This is a genomic window from Pantoea sp. PGP6, from assembly GCF_053474785.1.
Map to the genome: position 1 here is coordinate 1,515,680 of NZ_JBQBMA010000001.1, position 14,999 is coordinate 1,530,678.

Annotated in this window: 14 protein-coding genes and 1 riboswitch; of the genes, 5 read left to right on the plus strand and 9 right to left on the minus strand. The window is 57.5% G+C overall.

Translation table 11 applies throughout. The features are described from left to right. Positions 1 to 247: 247 nt before the first annotated feature. From sanA to metG, 6 genes are all read right to left on the minus strand, one after another. Positions 248 to 967, minus strand: coding sequence for an outer membrane permeability protein SanA (gene sanA / locus ACLIBF_RS07200; RefSeq protein ID WP_031377132.1), 720 nt, complete (start codon positions 965 to 967; stop codon positions 248 to 250). Positions 968 to 1,101: 134 nt separating this feature from the next. Further along, positions 1,102 to 2,799: an NAD-dependent malic enzyme gene (locus ACLIBF_RS07205; RefSeq protein WP_031377133.1), complete on the minus strand. Its 1,698-nt coding sequence runs from the start codon at positions 2,797 to 2,799 to the stop codon at positions 1,102 to 1,104. A 269-nt stretch (positions 2,800 to 3,068) separates the two neighbouring features. After that, positions 3,069 to 3,959 carry a cytidine deaminase gene (gene cdd, locus ACLIBF_RS07210; RefSeq protein WP_069728970.1) on the minus strand — a complete coding sequence of 297 codons (891 nt, stop codon included), beginning with the start codon at positions 3,957 to 3,959 and terminating at the stop codon, positions 3,069 to 3,071. Positions 3,960 to 4,079: 120 nt separating this feature from the next. Beyond that, positions 4,080 to 4,772 carry a CidB/LrgB family autolysis modulator gene (locus tag ACLIBF_RS07215; RefSeq protein ID WP_031377135.1) on the minus strand — a complete coding sequence of 231 codons (693 nt, stop codon included), beginning with the start codon at positions 4,770 to 4,772 and terminating at the stop codon, positions 4,080 to 4,082. Continuing rightward, a complete protein-coding gene (locus ACLIBF_RS07220) occupies positions 4,765 to 5,157 on the minus strand; it encodes a CidA/LrgA family protein (RefSeq protein WP_031377136.1) in 393 nt (130 codons plus the stop codon). The genes ACLIBF_RS07215 and ACLIBF_RS07220 overlap by 8 nt, the downstream gene beginning before the upstream one ends. Positions 5,158 to 5,385: 228 nt before the next feature. Then, entirely contained in the window at positions 5,386 to 7,419 is a 2,034-nt protein-coding gene (gene metG / locus ACLIBF_RS07225; protein WP_031377137.1) for a methionine--tRNA ligase, read from the minus strand. A 177-nt stretch (positions 7,420 to 7,596) separates the two neighbouring features. Between metG and apbC the strand changes: the two genes are divergently transcribed. Next, on the plus strand, positions 7,597 to 8,709 hold the full coding sequence (gene apbC, locus ACLIBF_RS07230) for an iron-sulfur cluster carrier protein ApbC (RefSeq protein ID WP_046288202.1): 1,113 nt from the start codon (positions 7,597 to 7,599) through the stop codon (positions 8,707 to 8,709). On the opposite strand, the gene ACLIBF_RS07235 is transcribed toward apbC, so the two are convergent. After that, entirely contained in the window at positions 8,706 to 9,161 is a 456-nt protein-coding gene (locus ACLIBF_RS07235; protein WP_031377138.1) for a GNAT family N-acetyltransferase, read from the minus strand. The genes apbC and ACLIBF_RS07235 overlap by 4 nt on opposite strands. Before the next feature lie 237 nt (positions 9,162 to 9,398). On the opposite strand from ACLIBF_RS07235, the gene ahpC reads away from it, so the two are divergent. Beyond that, on the plus strand, positions 9,399 to 9,962 hold the full coding sequence (gene ahpC, locus ACLIBF_RS07240) for an alkyl hydroperoxide reductase subunit C (RefSeq protein ID WP_010617942.1): 564 nt from the start codon (positions 9,399 to 9,401) through the stop codon (positions 9,960 to 9,962). A gap of 71 nt (positions 9,963 to 10,033) precedes the next feature. After that, on the plus strand, positions 10,034 to 11,602 hold the full coding sequence (ahpF, locus tag ACLIBF_RS07245) for an alkyl hydroperoxide reductase subunit F (protein WP_031377139.1): 1,569 nt from the start codon (positions 10,034 to 10,036) through the stop codon (positions 11,600 to 11,602). Between the two features lie 53 nt (positions 11,603 to 11,655). On the opposite strand, the gene ACLIBF_RS07250 is transcribed toward ahpF, so the two are convergent. After that, positions 11,656 to 12,615, minus strand: a complete 960-nt coding sequence (locus ACLIBF_RS07250; protein WP_279810160.1) for an AEC family transporter — start codon at positions 12,613 to 12,615, stop codon at positions 11,656 to 11,658. A 98-nt stretch (positions 12,616 to 12,713) separates the two neighbouring features. Further along, on the minus strand, positions 12,714 to 12,911 hold the full coding sequence (locus ACLIBF_RS07255; RefSeq protein WP_031377141.1) for a hypothetical protein: 198 nt from the start codon (positions 12,909 to 12,911) through the stop codon (positions 12,714 to 12,716). A 322-nt stretch (positions 12,912 to 13,233) separates the two neighbouring features. Then, positions 13,234 to 13,334, plus strand: a riboswitch (TPP riboswitch). A gap of 34 nt (positions 13,335 to 13,368) precedes the next feature. Here ACLIBF_RS07255 and thiM point away from each other — a divergent pair. After that, entirely contained in the window at positions 13,369 to 14,166 is a 798-nt protein-coding gene (thiM, locus tag ACLIBF_RS07260) for a hydroxyethylthiazole kinase (RefSeq protein WP_082097594.1), read from the plus strand. Continuing rightward, on the plus strand, positions 14,153 to 14,953 hold the full coding sequence (gene thiD / locus ACLIBF_RS07265) for a bifunctional hydroxymethylpyrimidine kinase/phosphomethylpyrimidine kinase (RefSeq protein WP_279810159.1): 801 nt from the start codon (positions 14,153 to 14,155) through the stop codon (positions 14,951 to 14,953). The genes thiM and thiD overlap by 14 nt, the downstream gene beginning before the upstream one ends. The last annotated feature ends 46 nt before the right edge of the window (positions 14,954 to 14,999 follow it).

Consider the following 14,999-nt stretch of genomic DNA (forward strand, 5'->3'; position numbering starts at 1 on the left):
TATGGGAAAAAGTGCTGGCGTTGTTGCGTCTTTGCGGCAGGCGTATGCTGCCTGAAGCCTGCTCAGCGGTGAGACCGGGACTGCTCAGGGAACCAGGGCAAATCTGAAATTGGTTCAGGTCTGTCAGCCGTCTGAAGCGACTTTCTGAGCGCCTGAAACTGCTCCCTGAGCCAGACACGTGACTACCAGACCACAGCATTGGAGTAACAAGTGTCAGCACAGCATAAACAAGCCCGCAGTGCGTGAGCTATTTACGCAGCTTCTGCTCCAGCTCCAGCAGCTGTTCCGGCGTGACCGCCGGATAACTTTGTGCATCCTCCGGCACTTCACGTACCGCCGGAATCGGCACCAGCGGCCCAAGGAAGCGTGGCTCTCGCTTCAGCAGGAACAGGTCAGCCAGCGCGCCCAGCCGCGCACCGACCTCACGGAAACGCACGCTGAGCATGTTTTTCGGCGAAGGCACGGCATAGCACTGCGCCTGAATGCCGAGCTGCAGGGCAATAAACAGCGCCCGCTCACAGTGGAAGCGTTGGGTGATGATAATGAAGTCGTTGGTATCGAACACTTTGCGGGTGCGAACAATCGAATCCAGCGTCCGGAAACCGGCATAGTCCAGCACAATATCCGCCGGATCGACGCCTGCCTTGATTAAATCGCGACGCATGGTCATCGGTTCGTTGTAGCTTTGCAGCGCATTGTCACCGCTCAGCAGCAGGTAGTTCACTTTGCCGCTGTTATAGGCGTTGAGCGCGCCCTGCATCCGATAGAGGTAATACTGATTGATCACCCCGGTACGATAATATTTAGCGGTGCCCAGCACCACACCCACCTGGCGGTGCGGCAGCGAAGAGACATTCTCGTAGATAAAGGGCGCAGTTTTCCAACTGATCCAGCGATCAAGGCCAAGCGCCGTCGCCACCATCAGCAGGATGATGAAAAGCAGTCCAATGAAAACGCGTTTCAGCATGCGCCTGGAGACTCGATGTCAGAAATTTGAGATGGCACAAGGCTACTTGAGCCGCCGCAGCGAAGCAAGTTAGTGCCGGTTGGCTGGTCTCTTTTTGAGCATTGCCGGACCAGAATCGGTCCGGCAGCGCACAATTAGATCGAGGTACGACGATAATGACGGTATTGCGGCAGCCAGAAGTTGTTGGCAATCGCCTGCGACAGCACATCTTCGGAGGTGACGACGGCGACACCCGCCAGCTGCGCCGCTTTGCCGACTTCCATGGCGATGATTTTCGACACGCCCTGGATATCTTTGATTTCCGGCAGTACCGGACCTTCACCATCATTCACCAGCGGCGAGCAGTCGGCCAGCGCCCGGCTGGCGGTCATCAGCATGGTGTCGGTGACGCGGCTGGCGCCTGACGCGATAACACCCAGACCAATTCCCGGGAAGATGTAGGAGTTGTTGCACTGGGCGATCGGGTAGGTTTTACCGTTCCAGCTGACCGGCGAGAACGGACTGCCGGTAGCCACCAGCGCTGCACCGTCGGTCCAGGCAATGATATCGGCTGGCGTGGCTTCAACGCGTGACGTCGGGTTCGACAGCGGCATCACAATCGGGCGTTTGCAGTGTTTGTGCATCTCGCGGATGATCTCTTCGGTGAACAGCCCTGGCTGACCCGATACTCCAATCAGAATATCCGGATGGGCGTTGCGCACCACGTCGAGCAGCGAAATCGCGTCACTGGTGACATCCCAGTGCTGAAGGTTTTCGCTCTTCTGTACCAGTCTGCTCTGGAAATCGAGCAGGTTAGGCAGCTTGTCGGTCAGCAGACCAAAGCGATCCACCATCATCACCCGGCTGCGCGCTTCTTCATCGCTCAGGCCTTCCGATTTCATCTGGGCAATAATCTGTTCGGCGATGCCACAGCCGGCGGAACCGGCACCGAGGAATACCACCTTCTGTTCGCACAGGCGGCTACCGGCTGCGCGGCTGGCGGCGATCAGCGTACCCACGGTAACCGCGGCGGTACCCTGAATGTCGTCGTTAAAGCAGCAGACTTCATCGCGGTAGCGGTTTAGCAACGGCATGGCGTTCTTCTGGGCGAAGTCTTCGAACTGCAACAGCACTTTCGGCCAGCGACGTTTAACCGCCTGAATAAAGTCATTAACGAAAGCGTCGTACTCTTCGCCGGTAATACGCGGATGACGCCAGCCCATGTAGAGCGGATCGTTCAGCAGCTGCTGATTATTGGTACCGACATCCAGCACCACCGGCAGGGTATAAGCCGGACTGATACCGCCACAGGCGGTGTAGAGCGACAGCTTACCGATCGGGATGCCCATGCCGCCGATGCCCTGGTCACCCAGACCCAGGATGCGCTCGCCATCGGTGACGACAATGACCTTCACGTTCTGTTTGGTGGCGTTCTGCAGCATATCTTCGATGCGGTCGCGGTTCGGGTAAGAGATAAACACCCCGCGTGCCCGGCGATAGATTTCAGAGAAGTGTTCACAGGCGGCGCCGACGGTTGGGGTGTAAATGATCGGCATCATCTCTTCGAGATGGTTGTCCAGCAGGCGATAAAACAGCGTTTCGTTGGTGTCCTGGATGTTACGCAGGTAGACGTGCTTATCGTTATTGTTTTTGAAGTCCTGGAACTGACGCCAGGCACGCTGCGCCTGTTCTTCAATCGACTCTACCGCTTCCGGCAGCAGACCATTGAGATTAAATTCGTTACGTTCTTCGATGCTAAAGGCACTGCCTTTGTTGAGGAGGGGGAATTCCAGCAAAATCGGGCCAGCGTAAGGGATGTAGAGCGGACGTTTACTTTCGTAGTCGAGTTCCATGCAGTGATGCTCCGGTTGCAGTGTTGTCTGGCGTCACGCCGGAAAGGTAGCGCCAGTTTACTTACCCGTTATAGCTCAGGCTGCAGGAGCAGTGCAGCGGCAGGTCTCCGCTGCGAATCATTCACGTACTTGCTGCCATCCTGCAACCCGAATTATTCAGAGTAATTTGTCATGACGTGAATTCTGGCGCCAGATCCTATGAAATTTCCCGCAGAAGTACAGCATTTGTTCATAAAAGGTCACAAAACTGTGGCCTTTCTGACAGTGGGTTATGCTTTGTGCAATCTCACCGACAGCAGCTCACTGCAACCAAAAGTCTGTAAGGTTGCCTGCGTGGCGGCAAACTGGCTCAGCGTGGCATTTTCTACTTCTGCCAGCACCGCTCTTTTTATCTGACCACTGTGCCCGCCCTGCATATTCAGCAGCACCAGCGCGGCCTGAAGCGGCGGAAAGCTGGGGTTAAACGCGGCATTCTCAGCATAGCGACCGGTCACAATAGTGCCGGACTCGGTTTCCAGCGCTACGCCGCTGTGTGACTGGCTGTACGGCGCGTGGCTGGCATTGGCGGCGGCCACGGCGGCCTGCACCAGCGCATCTCCCTCAGCGCTGTAACCGTGGTCGACCGCATCCATCAGCAGGGTTGTGATGTCGAGATCGCGCGGGCCAAAGGAGTCTGGCAGATAATCGGCCAGGGTACTGATGGCGCGCTGCGGCAGCGAAATACGAATCCCGGTACCGCTGTTGAGTTCATTCATAAACTGACGGCAATGGCCGCACGGGGTGTAGTTAACCGTGATGGTTTCCAGCCGGCGTTCGCCGCGCAGCCAGGCGTGGGTAATCGCGCTCTGCTCAGCGTGCACCGTCTGTTGCAGTGGGGTGCCGACAAATTCCATGTTGGCGCCGAAGTACCAGTTACCACTGGTGCCGCGGGCGATCGCCCCGACGTTAAAGTGCGACACCGTGGCCACCGCACAGGCTGCTGCCAGCGGCAGCAGCGCCAGCGCCAGCGCATCGGCGTCCATCTGAGTCTGTTGCTGCAGCGATGCGATCTGGTCGGCGCGCAGCACTGCCTGAAAGTCAGGCGCGTCCAGCAGCGGAGCCAGCGCGGTTTGCAGAGTTGACGGCAACGCCTCGAAGGCGGAGAGGAAACGTGAATGCATGAGAGCCTCATTAAATTCAGCAGGACGATATGCCAGTCACAGGTTTATATGTGATCCCCGTCGCTCTGACAATGCAACCTGAGTTGCATGTTTCAACTTTGCGAGATCTATCGCAAAGTTTTAGCCAAACCAGTGCAGCAGTAGCGGAAAAATAAACGGTGCCAGCAAAGAAGTAATGATGCCGCAAATCACCAGCGCCAGTGAACTGAACGCCCCTTCCTGATAATCGACTTCAGCCGCCCGGGCGGTTCCGAGGGCATGGGAGGCGTTACCGATGGCCAGACCGCGCGCCGCTTTCGATTTGACGCCCAGCAGGTTCAGCAGCATATGCCCAAACACCGCCCCCAGCACGCCGGCGATCAGTACACAGATGGCGCTGATCGCCGGGATGCCGTGCAGCGATCCGGAGACCGCCATTGCGATGGGCGTGGTGACTGATTTGGGAATAATGGTGGCGGCAATTTCCGGCGTGGCGCCCAGCCACAGGGCGATAGCGGTGCCCGATATCATGGCGGTCAGGCTCCCGATAAAGCAGACCCCAATGATCGACTTCCAGCGGGCGCGAATCTGATGCATCTGCTCGTACAGCGGCAGCGCCAGGGCGACCACCGCCGGTTGCAGCAGCTGGTTAAGAATCTGACTGCCGGCAAAGTAGCGCGAGTAGGGCAACTGCAGCAGCAGCAGGATCGGGATGATAATCGCCATCGCCACCAGCAGTGGATTGAGCAGCGAGATTTTCAGGGTCAGCGCCAGCTTGCGCGCCAGAAAGAACGCCGCCAGGGTCAGCGGCAGAGACCACCAGATATCACTCATCGTTTGGCTCCCGGAGCGGACGACGGCTGTGCAACTGGTGGGCGCTGACGCCGACCACCGCCAGCACCACAAAGGTACTGACGACGCAGGAGATGACGATCGGACCAAACTGGGCGCTGAGAATATCGGTATGGCTCATGACGCCAACGCTAATTGGCACAAACAGCAGCGCCATATAGCGGATGATCAGATGGCAGCCCGGTTTCACCCAGTTGACCGGCAGGATTTGCGACGCCAGCAGGGCAAACAGAATCAGCATCCCGAGAATACTGCCAGGAATAGTGATCGGCAGCAGCGAGGCGATGCCGTTGCCACTGTATAAGCAGAGATAAATGATGATAAAGGCACGAAGGTAGCGCCCGCAGACAGACAGCACGGTGAGCATGACAGGCTCCTGTTTTCACTGTTGTTCATCATACGCATTAACCGCTTAGCGTGCTAGCGATCACATAAAAGCCCGACAGACCGATGCCCGGATCAGCAGGTTTAGCGGGACATCAGCAAAGCAGGGGGAAGCGGCGCGGGGGAAAACGTGACGGCTGAAATCGCAGAGATAAAGCAGAATCTCCCCTTACACCGGCAACCTGGCGTAAGGGGAGTGAAGCGTGAGGGATTATTTAACCGGCATGCCCGGTACCGCACCGCTGTCTACCGACAGTACAAACAGATCTTTACCGCCCGGTCCCGCCGACAGCACCATCCCTTCGGAGATGCCAAAGCGCATTTTACGCGGCGCCAGGTTAGCAACGATGATGGTCATCTTGCCGACCAGCACGGACGGATCGGGATAGGCCGCACGAATGCCGGAGAAGATCTGACGCTTCTCGCCACCCAGGTCGAGTTGCAGACGCAACAGCTTGTCTGAGCCATCGACCAGCTCCGCCTGCTCAATCAGCGCTACCCGCATATCGACTTTGGCGAAATCGTCGATGGTGATGGTGTCACCAACCGGCGCATCCGCCAGCGGACCGCTAACCGCCGGGGCGCTGGCCGCTGCGGCATCCTCTTTCGACGCCTCAATCAGGCCTTCGACCTTCGCCATTTCAATCCGGCTGTAGAGCGCTTTAAACGGCGCAACCTGATGATCCAGCAGCGGCTGTGGAATCGCATCCCAGCTCAGTTCGCAGTTAAGGAAGCCTTCTGCGCGCGCGCTCAGCGACGGTAGCACCGGCTTCAGCCAGGTCATCAGCACGCGGAACAGGTTAATCCCCATTGAGCAGATTGCCTGCAGATCGGCGTCACGGCCTTCCTGCTTCGCGACTACCCACGGTGCCTGCTCATCAACGTAGCGGTTTGCCAGGTCGGCCAGCGCCATAATTTCACGGATTGCGCGGCTGTATTCGCGGCTCGCCCAGGCTTCACCGATCTTCTCTGACGCATCAACAAAGGTCTGATAGAGCGCCGGATCGGCCAGTTCAGCCGCCAGCTTGCCGTCAAAGCGTTTGGTGATAAAGCCGGCGTTACGTGATGCCAGGTTAACCACTTTATTGACGATGTCAGCGTTGACGCGCTGAACGAAATCTTCCAGGTTCAGGTCGATGTCGTCGATGCGCGAAGAGAGTTTTGCCGCGTAATAGTAACGCAGGCTGTCAGCGTCCAGATGCTGCAGCCAGGTGCTGGCTTTAATAAAGGTGCCGCGTGATTTCGACATCTTGGCACCATTGACCGTCACATAACCGTGGACAAACAGGTTGTTCGGTTTGCGGAAGTCGCTGCCTTCCAGCATCGCCGGCCAGAACAGGCTGTGGAAGTAGACGATATCTTTACCGATAAAGTGATACAGCTCGGTGGTGGAATCTTTACGCCAGAATTCGTCGAAGTCGATATCGCCACGCTTGTCGCACAGGTTCTTGAACGAGCCCATGTAGCCAATAGGCGCATCCAGCCAGACGTAAAAATATTTGCCTGGCGCATCCGGGATTTCAAAACCGAAATAGGGCGCGTCACGTGAGATATCCCACTGCTGCAGGCCTGATTCGAACCACTCCTGCATCTTGTTAGCGACCTGATCCTGCAACGCACCGGAACGGGTCCAGGCCTGCAGCATGGCGCTGAACGATGGCAGATCAAAGAAGAAGTGTTCCGAGTCGCGCAGCACTGGCGTCGCACCGGAGACCACCGACTTCGGATCAATCAGTTCGGTCGGGCTGTACGTCGCGCCGCAGACTTCACAGTTATCACCGTACTGATCGGCAGACTTACATTTCGGGCAGGTGCCTTTAACAAAACGGTCCGGCAGGAACATCCCTTTTTCCGGATCGTAGAGCTGAGAAATGGTGCGGTTCTTAATAAAACCGTTCTCTTTCAGGCGACCGTAAATCAGCGCCGACAGCTGGCGGTTCTCATCACCGTGGGTCGAGTGATAGTTGTCATAGCTGACGTTGAAACCGGCAAAATCGGCTTCATGCTCTTGTTTCATTTCAGCAATCATCTGCTCTGGCGCAATGCCCAGCTGCTGTGCTTTCAGCATAATCGGCGTGCCGTGCGCGTCATCAGCGCAGATGAAGTAAACCTGATTGCCACGCATTCGCTGGTAACGCACCCAAATGTCTGCCTGGATATGCTCGAGCATATGGCCGAGATGGATTGATCCGTTCGCGTAAGGCAGCGCGCAGGTTACCAGAATTTTTTTAGCGACTTGAGTCATAGTTTGCGTAGCTTTCTGTTGATTGAAAAAACGGGCTTAGATGGTAACCGAAGGCTCCGCTGGCGTAAACACAAGGGATTCGCCACCGGCAGTCGCCGCGAAACAGTGGCCATCTGATATCATTGAAAATACATCGCTGAAGCACAGCGTAAGAACAGCATAAAAAAGGAGTGGGGGATGACAGTACAATCCCGGGAACCGCATACGCCTGAAGCCCTGCGCGCCATCGTGGTCGGCGTACTGAGAGGCTTTGAGCATCCGACGCTGCAACAGAATCTCACTGCGCTGAAAGCGTTGCATCACGTGGCACAGCTGGACGGTAAGCTGCATATCGAACTGATCATGCCGTTCGCCTGGGCCAGCGCCTTTGAAGAACTGAAAGCGCAGACCAGCGCCGAGCTGCTGCGCCTGACCGGCACGCGCGCGATTGACTGGCGTTTAAGCCATGATATCGCCACCCTGAAGCGGGTGAAAAACCAGCCTGGCGTTAACGGCGTGAAAAATATTATCGCCGTCAGCTCCGGTAAAGGCGGCGTGGGCAAATCCAGTACCGCCGTCAATATGGCGCTGGCGCTGGCCGCAGAGGGCGCGCGCGTCGGCATCCTCGACGCCGATATCTATGGCCCGTCGGTGCCCAACATGCTGGGCACCGAACATGAACGTCCTACCTCGCCCGATGGGACCCATATGGCACCGATTATGGCGCACGGGCTGGCCACTAACTCGATTGGCTATCTGGTGACTGACGATAACGCCATGGTGTGGCGCGGGCCGATGGCCAGTAAAGCGCTGATGCAATTGCTGAACGAGACGATGTGGCCGGAGCTGGATTATCTGGTGCTGGATATGCCGCCGGGCACCGGCGATATCCAGCTGACGCTGGCGCAGAATGTTCCGGTGACCGGCGCGCTGGTGGTCACCACGCCGCAGGATATTGCGCTGATCGACGCCCGTAAAGGCATCGTGATGTTTGAAAAAGTCAGCGTGCCGGTGCTGGGCGTAGTCGAGAACATGAGCCTGCACATCTGCAGCCAGTGCGGCTTCCACGAACCGATTTTCGGCACTGGCGGGGCGCAAAAGCTGGTGGCTGATTACCACACGCAGCTGCTGGCCCAGCTGCCGTTGCACATTAACCTGCGTGAAGATCTGGATGCGGGCCAGCCGACGGTAATCCGCCGGCCGGACAGTGAATTCACCGCGCTCTACCGCCAGCTTGCCGGACGGGTCGCCGCCCAGCTTTACTGGCAGGGCGAGGTCATTCCTGGCGACATCGCCTTCCGCGCACTTTAAGCCCGACCCGACCCGCTGGTGTATTCAGACGCCAGCGGGTAGTGCATCAGCACATAGCCTCCCTGTTCCCCTTCGCCCTGCGCAATCATCTTCCAGCCATGCTTCAGATAAAATGCCTGCGCCGCTTTGTTCATCGTCAGACATTTCAGCGCGCCGGTCGAGGTGAAGCGCGCCTGAACCGCTTCCAGCAAGGCACTGCCTGCACCGCGGCCCTGCCAGTCGGGGTCGACATACAGGCTATGCAGGAAATTATCATTCTCCAGCAGGCCGGCAAATCCGACGCGCTGCCCGTCACAGTCGGCTACCAGTACGGTTTCACCGAGGATAACGCCATCAAAATCTTCCAGCTGCCAGTCGCTGCCATCCAGCCAGCGCCAGTTATGCCGCCGCGCCGCCAGAAACAGCGTACGCAAAAAAGGCCGATCGGCTTCAGTAAACGGACGAATCTCCACAAGTCAGCTCCTTTTATCTCTGGTCTTACAAAGCTAGCAGCGATTGGCCGAAAAGATTTGAAAAGTATAAAGCGGGTTAATTGTCCCGACATTCCCTGTACACTGCCTCGCGGGCCAGAGAGCATCCCGCTTTCCGCGTTTGATAGCTTTCGTTTATTTGATTGATAACGACTGCATATTAGATGTTGGCCCGAAAATTCTGTAACTTACATCACATAATTCAACGGAGGCCATCAGATGTCTATTATCAATACCAAAATCAAGCCGTTCAAAAACGCAGCATTCAAAAACGGCGAGTTCATCGACGTAACCGAGAAAGACGTTGAAGGTAAATGGAGTGTGTTCTTCTTCTACCCGGCTGACTTCACTTTCGTTTGCCCGACCGAACTGGGCGACGTGGCCGATCACTACGAAGAGTTCCAGAAACTGGGCGTAGATATTTACTCCGTTTCAACTGACACCCACTTTACCCACAAAGCCTGGCACGGTTCTTCAGACACCATCGCCAAGATCCAGTACGCAATGATCGGCGACCCGACTGGCGCGCTGACCCGTAACTTCGAAATCATGCGTGAAGCGGAAGGCCTGGCTGACCGTGGTACTTTCATCGTTGACCCGGAAGGTATCATCCAGGCGATCGAAATCACTGCTGAAGGTATCGGCCGTGACGCCTCTGACCTGCTGCGTAAAGTGAAAGCGGCACAGTACGTTGCTTCTCACCCAGGCGAAGTGTGCCCGGCGAAATGGAAAGAAGGTGATGCAACACTGGCTCCATCTCTGGACCTGGTTGGCAAAATCTAATCCCGCTTCGGCCTTTCGATCTTTCTCTCATCGGGTGCCACGGCACCCGATTTTTTGACCAGGATATCACTATGCTCGACACAAATTTGAAGACGCAACTCAAGGCCTACCTTGAGAAATTAACCAAACCTGTTGAGTTGATTGCCACTCTGGACGAGGGTGCCAAATCAACCGAGATCCGTGAGCTGTTGGTCGACATCGCAGGCTTGTCTGATAAAGTCAGCTTCCGCGAAGAGAACGATCGTCAGGTCCGCAAGCCGTCGTTTTTAATCACTAACCCCGGCTCGAACAGCGGTCCGCGTTTTGCCGGTTCGCCACTGGGTCACGAATTTACCTCACTGGTGCTGGCGCTGTTGCAGACCGGTGGGCATCCGTCAAAAGAAGCGCAGAGCCTGCTGGATCAGGTTGCCGCGCTGGATGGCGATTTCCATTTCGAAACCTACTATTCGCTGTCATGCCATAACTGCCCTGACGTGGTACAGGCGCTGAACCTGATGGCGGTGCTGAATCCACGCATCAGCCACACCGCGATTGACGGTGGCCTGTTCCAGAATGAAATTCAGGAACGCAACGTGATGGGCGTGCCGGCGGTTTACCTCAACGGTAAAGAGTTTGGTCAGGGCCGCATGAGCCTGGCGGAAATCGTCAGCAAAGTTGACACTAACGCCGATAAACGTGCCGCAGAAGAGCTGAACAAGCGTGACGCATACGACGTGCTGATTATTGGTAGCGGCCCGGCGGGCGCAGCAGCAGCCATCTATTCTGCCCGTAAAGGCATTCGCACCGGTCTGATGGGCGAGCGTTTTGGCGGTCAGGTGCTGGACACCGTTGATATCGAAAACTATATTTCTGTGCCGAAAACCGAAGGGGCAAAACTGGCGGGCTCACTGCGCGCTCACGTCGATGATTACAATGTCGATGTGATTGAGAGCCAGAGCGCGATCAAGCTGATCCCGGCGGCTGCTGTGGGTGGCCTGCATGCGGTTGAAACTGCCTCCGGCGCGGTACTGAAGTCACGCAGCATCATCCTGGCAACTGGCGCACGCTGGCGTAACATGGGTGTGCCGGGCGAAGAAGAGTACCGCACCAAAGGCGTCACCTACTGCCCACACTGTGATGGCCCGCTGTTTAAAGGCAAGCGCACCGCAGTGATCGGCGGCGGTAACTCCGGCGTTGAAGCGGCGATTGACCTGGCCGGTATCGTTGAACATGTGACGCTGCTGGAGTTTGCCGGTGAAATGCGCGCTGATCAGGTGCTGCAGGATAAACTGCGCAGCCTGAAAAACGTGGATGTCATCCTGAATGCCCAGACCACCGAAGTGAAAGGTGACGGCAGCAAGGTAACCGGTCTGCAGTATATCGACCGTACCAGCCAGACTACTCACGAACTGGCGCTGTCCGGCATTTTCGTTCAGATCGGTCTGCTGCCTAACACTCCATGGCTGGAGGGCGCGGTTGAGCGCAACAAAATGGGCGAAATCATCATTGATGCCAAGTGCGAAACCAGCCTGAAAGGCGTGTTCGCGGCGGGTGACTGCACCACGGTTCCGTACAAGCAGATCATCATCGCCAGCGGCGAGGGTGCGAAAGCCTCACTGAGCGCCTTTGATTACCTGATTCGTACCAAAGCGGCTGAATAAGTTTTGCGATAGCCACGCAACAGCCCCTCGACTGATGTTGAGGGGCTTTTTTTTTAATATCCCGCCAGTGTCATCAGCATCATCCACAGCGGCGTCGTCACCGCAGCAAACAGCGTCGAAAACAGCATGCTGGCGGCAGCCGGGCCGGTAATCACATTAAACTTCTGCGACATCAGGTAGACGTTGACCCCGACCGCCATCGATCCCAGCAGCACCACCACTTTACTCTCCAGCGGCGGCAGGCCGGTCAGCCAGGCAATGGCCCACACCGTCATCGGTTGCAGCACCAACTTGAGCAGGCAGAGGGTATAACTCTCTTTCAGTCCTTCCCGCACCCGGTAATGGGCGAGGCTCATGCCAAGGGTAACCAGCGACAGCGGGGCGGCGATCGATCCCAGCATCCGCAGCGGTTCAGCAGCCAGCAGCGGCAGCGGACGCTGCAAAAAACTCCAGGCGGTACCGCTGAGAATGCCAATAATCAGCGGGTTCTTCAGCACGCCGATCGCGGTGCGCCCCAGCCCCTGCAGCGAAAAGCTGCCCTGTTTCGCCCACTCAACCGAGACCGTCAGCAGGGTCCAGAGGATCAGGCTGTTAAACACCAGTACCAGCGCCACCGAGGGCAGGGACGCGGGCCCCAGCAGTACCGTCGCCACCGGAATGCCGAGCATCACGTTGTTGGAAAAGATGCCGCCCAGCGCGAAGACCGAGCCAGCAACGCCATCCAGCTTAAACAGCCTTTTGGCCACTATCCGGCCGACGATAAACACCAGCAGGCAGCTGCCAAAGAAGGCCAGCAGCAGCCGCGCATCAACCGGCGGGCTTTGATAAAAATGGCTCATCACGCCAAACAGCATGCAGGGCAGCGCGACGTTGAACACGAAGCGGTTCATCCCTTCGCTGATGCTGGCAGGCCATTTACCCAGTCGCGTCAGGCCGTAGCCCAGCAGGATCAGAATAAACAGCGGTGCGGACAGATAGATTTGATGGCTTAAGCTTTCAAACAACAGTGGCATAGAGAGAGTCTGGTCAGACGATGATTAATTACCAGACTAACAAATTGCTAACTAACTGTTAACTTTAACGGTGTCTGAACCGCTCGCCGTCAGGACAGTTATCCCAGCCAGCGGCGGGCCTGTTGATCGCTGATATCCCGGTAATAGACACGATGAATTATTTTGCCGCAGCGCAGACAGCGGGCGGAAATATAGGTGGAAAGATAATGTCTGCCATTTGGTGCGATAGCACCGTGACGTTCGATAGTGATGTCCTGCCATCGATGGCGGTGAGGAATAAGCGCTGACAATCGCATCATACATCCTGAATAGTATGAAGTTCCGCTCCTGGAGTGGTTTAACTCCATGAAATGAGGTGTTTTTTTCGGCGATGCTGTAAGCAGGCTAATTATTATGGCTGGCTACCGTTTAAGGGCGGAAACCGATGCCGCGATCGGCAGCACCTTATCTCTGGCTTAAATAGCTACCTCGAAAGGGGTAGTTTTATGGCCCGCAGCATTAAGCCTGTTTTTGCTGCGGCGAGAATTGATCAGGATCATGTGAAGTGTCACCAGCGCGAGGATGGCTGACGCAGCTCTGGCTTGCTTTCGCGACGCCACCTCCTTATGCTGCAGGCTGTAACACGACTCGGGGTGCCGCTTTCCGTCAGGAAAGGGCTGAGAAAAACCCGCTGACCTGAACTGGATAATGCCAGCGTAGGGAAGTCTGATGCCTGACCGCATTCGCCTTCTTATTCGCCGGTTGGGAGCTATGATGACAGATCAATCTCAACACCTTTCTGCTGCGCAATTCGCGCCCATTCTGCACCGTTTCCGCCGTCAGTCACCGCTGGTGCACTGCATGACTAACGACGTGGTACAAAACTTCACCGCCAATGTGCTGCTGTCGCTCAACGCTTCACCGGCGATGGTGATTGATGCGGAGGAAGCCGCGCAGTTCAGCGGCTTTGCCGATGCCTTACTGATTAACGTCGGGACGCTGACCGCTGAGCGCCAGCAGGCGATGCAGGCGGCGGTCACGGCCGCCAGGCAGGCGGGAACGCCCTGGACACTGGACCCGGTGGCGGTCGGAGCGCTGACGCTGCGCACCACCTTCTGCCAGCGGCTGCTGAGCCAGCAGCCAGCGGTGATCCGCGGTAACGCGTCAGAGATCCTGGCGCTGGCGCAACAGGCCAGCGGCGGACGCGGAGTGGATAGCCTGCATCAGGCGGATGCAGCGCTGGAGGCCGCCCGGCAGCTGGCTCGCGACTATCAGACGCTGGTGATTGTGACCGGCGAAGTAGATTACGCCACCGACGGTCAGCGCACCTTTGCCATTCGCGGCGGCAGCCCGTTAATGACGCGGGTGGTCGGCACCGGCTGTGCGCTGTCGGCGGTGGTGGCTGGCTTCAGCAGTCTGAGCGGCGATCGGCTGCTCAACGTCGCCAGTGCCTGTCAGGTGATGGCGCGGGCCGGTGAACAGGCGGCGGCAAGCTCAGCCGGCCCCGGCAGTTTTGCCACGGCGTTTCTTGATGCGCTCTGGACGCTGGAGGTGGACCATGAAACGCATTAATGCACTGACCATCGCCGGGACCGATCCCAGCGGCGGGGCAGGGATCCAGGCCGATCTGAAAACCTTTTCCGCGCTGGGCGCGTATGGCACCAGCGTGATCACCGCGCTGGTGGCGCAAAATACCCGTGGCGTCCAGTCGGTTTACCGGATCGATGCTGACTTTGTGGCCGCCCAGCTTGATTCGGTGCTGGACGATGTGCGTATCGACAGCGCGAAAATTGGCATGTTGTCAGAAACCGCCATCGTCGGGCAGGTTGCGGCCCGGCTGAGACGTAGCGCAATTCCTTTCGTGGTGCTGGATACGGTGATGGTGGCGAAAAGCGGCGATCCGCTGTTATCCGCCGATGCGATTGCCAGCGTCCGCGAACTGCTGTTACCACAGGTGTCGCTGATTACGCCGAATCTGCCGGAAGCAGCAGCGTTGCTGGGGTGCGCGGTGGCGGAGAGCGAAGCGCAGATGCGGGCGCAGGGCGAGGCGTTGCTGGCGGCGGGATGTCAGGCGGTATTGATCAAGGGCGGTCACCTGACGGCTGATAACAGCCCGGACTGGCTGATCACCCCTTCGGGCCAGCAGCGGTTCAGCACGCCGCGGGTTAATACCCGTCATACTCACGGCACCGGCTGCACGCTGTCAGCGGCGCTGGCGGCTTTGCGTCCGCGTCACGCCGACTGGGCTGATACGATCACCGAAGCGAAAGCCTGGCTGCAGCAGGCGTTGTTACAGGCGGATTCACTGGAGGTCGGTACGGGAATCGGGCCGGTGCACCATTTTCATCAGTGGTGGTAGCGGTGGATGTGCCATCCCGCGCTGAGGCGGCGGGACGGCACCGTTG

Coding starts and splice junctions, on each gene's coding strand:
- sanA (WP_031377132.1), bottom strand. CDS start 967: ATGCTGAAACGCGTTTTCATTGGACTGCTTTTCATCATCCTGCTGATG.
- ACLIBF_RS07205 (WP_031377133.1), bottom strand. CDS start 2,799: ATGGAACTCGACTACGAAAGTAAACGTCCGCTCTACATCCCTTACGCT.
- cdd (WP_069728970.1), bottom strand. CDS start 3,959: ATGCATTCACGTTTCCTCTCCGCCTTCGAGGCGTTGCCGTCAACTCTG.
- ACLIBF_RS07215 (WP_031377135.1), bottom strand. CDS start 4,772: ATGAGTGATATCTGGTGGTCTCTGCCGCTGACCCTGGCGGCGTTCTTT.
- ACLIBF_RS07220 (WP_031377136.1), bottom strand. CDS start 5,157: ATGCTCACCGTGCTGTCTGTCTGCGGGCGCTACCTTCGTGCCTTTATC.
- metG (WP_031377137.1), bottom strand. CDS start 7,419: ATGACTCAAGTCGCTAAAAAAATTCTGGTAACCTGCGCGCTGCCTTAC.
- apbC (WP_046288202.1), top strand. CDS start 7,597: ATGACAGTACAATCCCGGGAACCGCATACGCCTGAAGCCCTGCGCGCC.
- ahpC (WP_010617942.1), top strand. CDS start 9,399: ATGTCTATTATCAATACCAAAATCAAGCCGTTCAAAAACGCAGCATTC.
- ahpF (WP_031377139.1), top strand. CDS start 10,034: ATGCTCGACACAAATTTGAAGACGCAACTCAAGGCCTACCTTGAGAAA.
- ACLIBF_RS07250 (WP_279810160.1), bottom strand. CDS start 12,615: ATGCCACTGTTGTTTGAAAGCTTAAGCCATCAAATCTATCTGTCCGCA.
- ACLIBF_RS07255 (WP_031377141.1), bottom strand. CDS start 12,911: ATGCGATTGTCAGCGCTTATTCCTCACCGCCATCGATGGCAGGACATC.
- thiM (WP_082097594.1), top strand. CDS start 13,369: ATGACAGATCAATCTCAACACCTTTCTGCTGCGCAATTCGCGCCCATT.
- thiD (WP_279810159.1), top strand. CDS start 14,153: ATGAAACGCATTAATGCACTGACCATCGCCGGGACCGATCCCAGCGGC.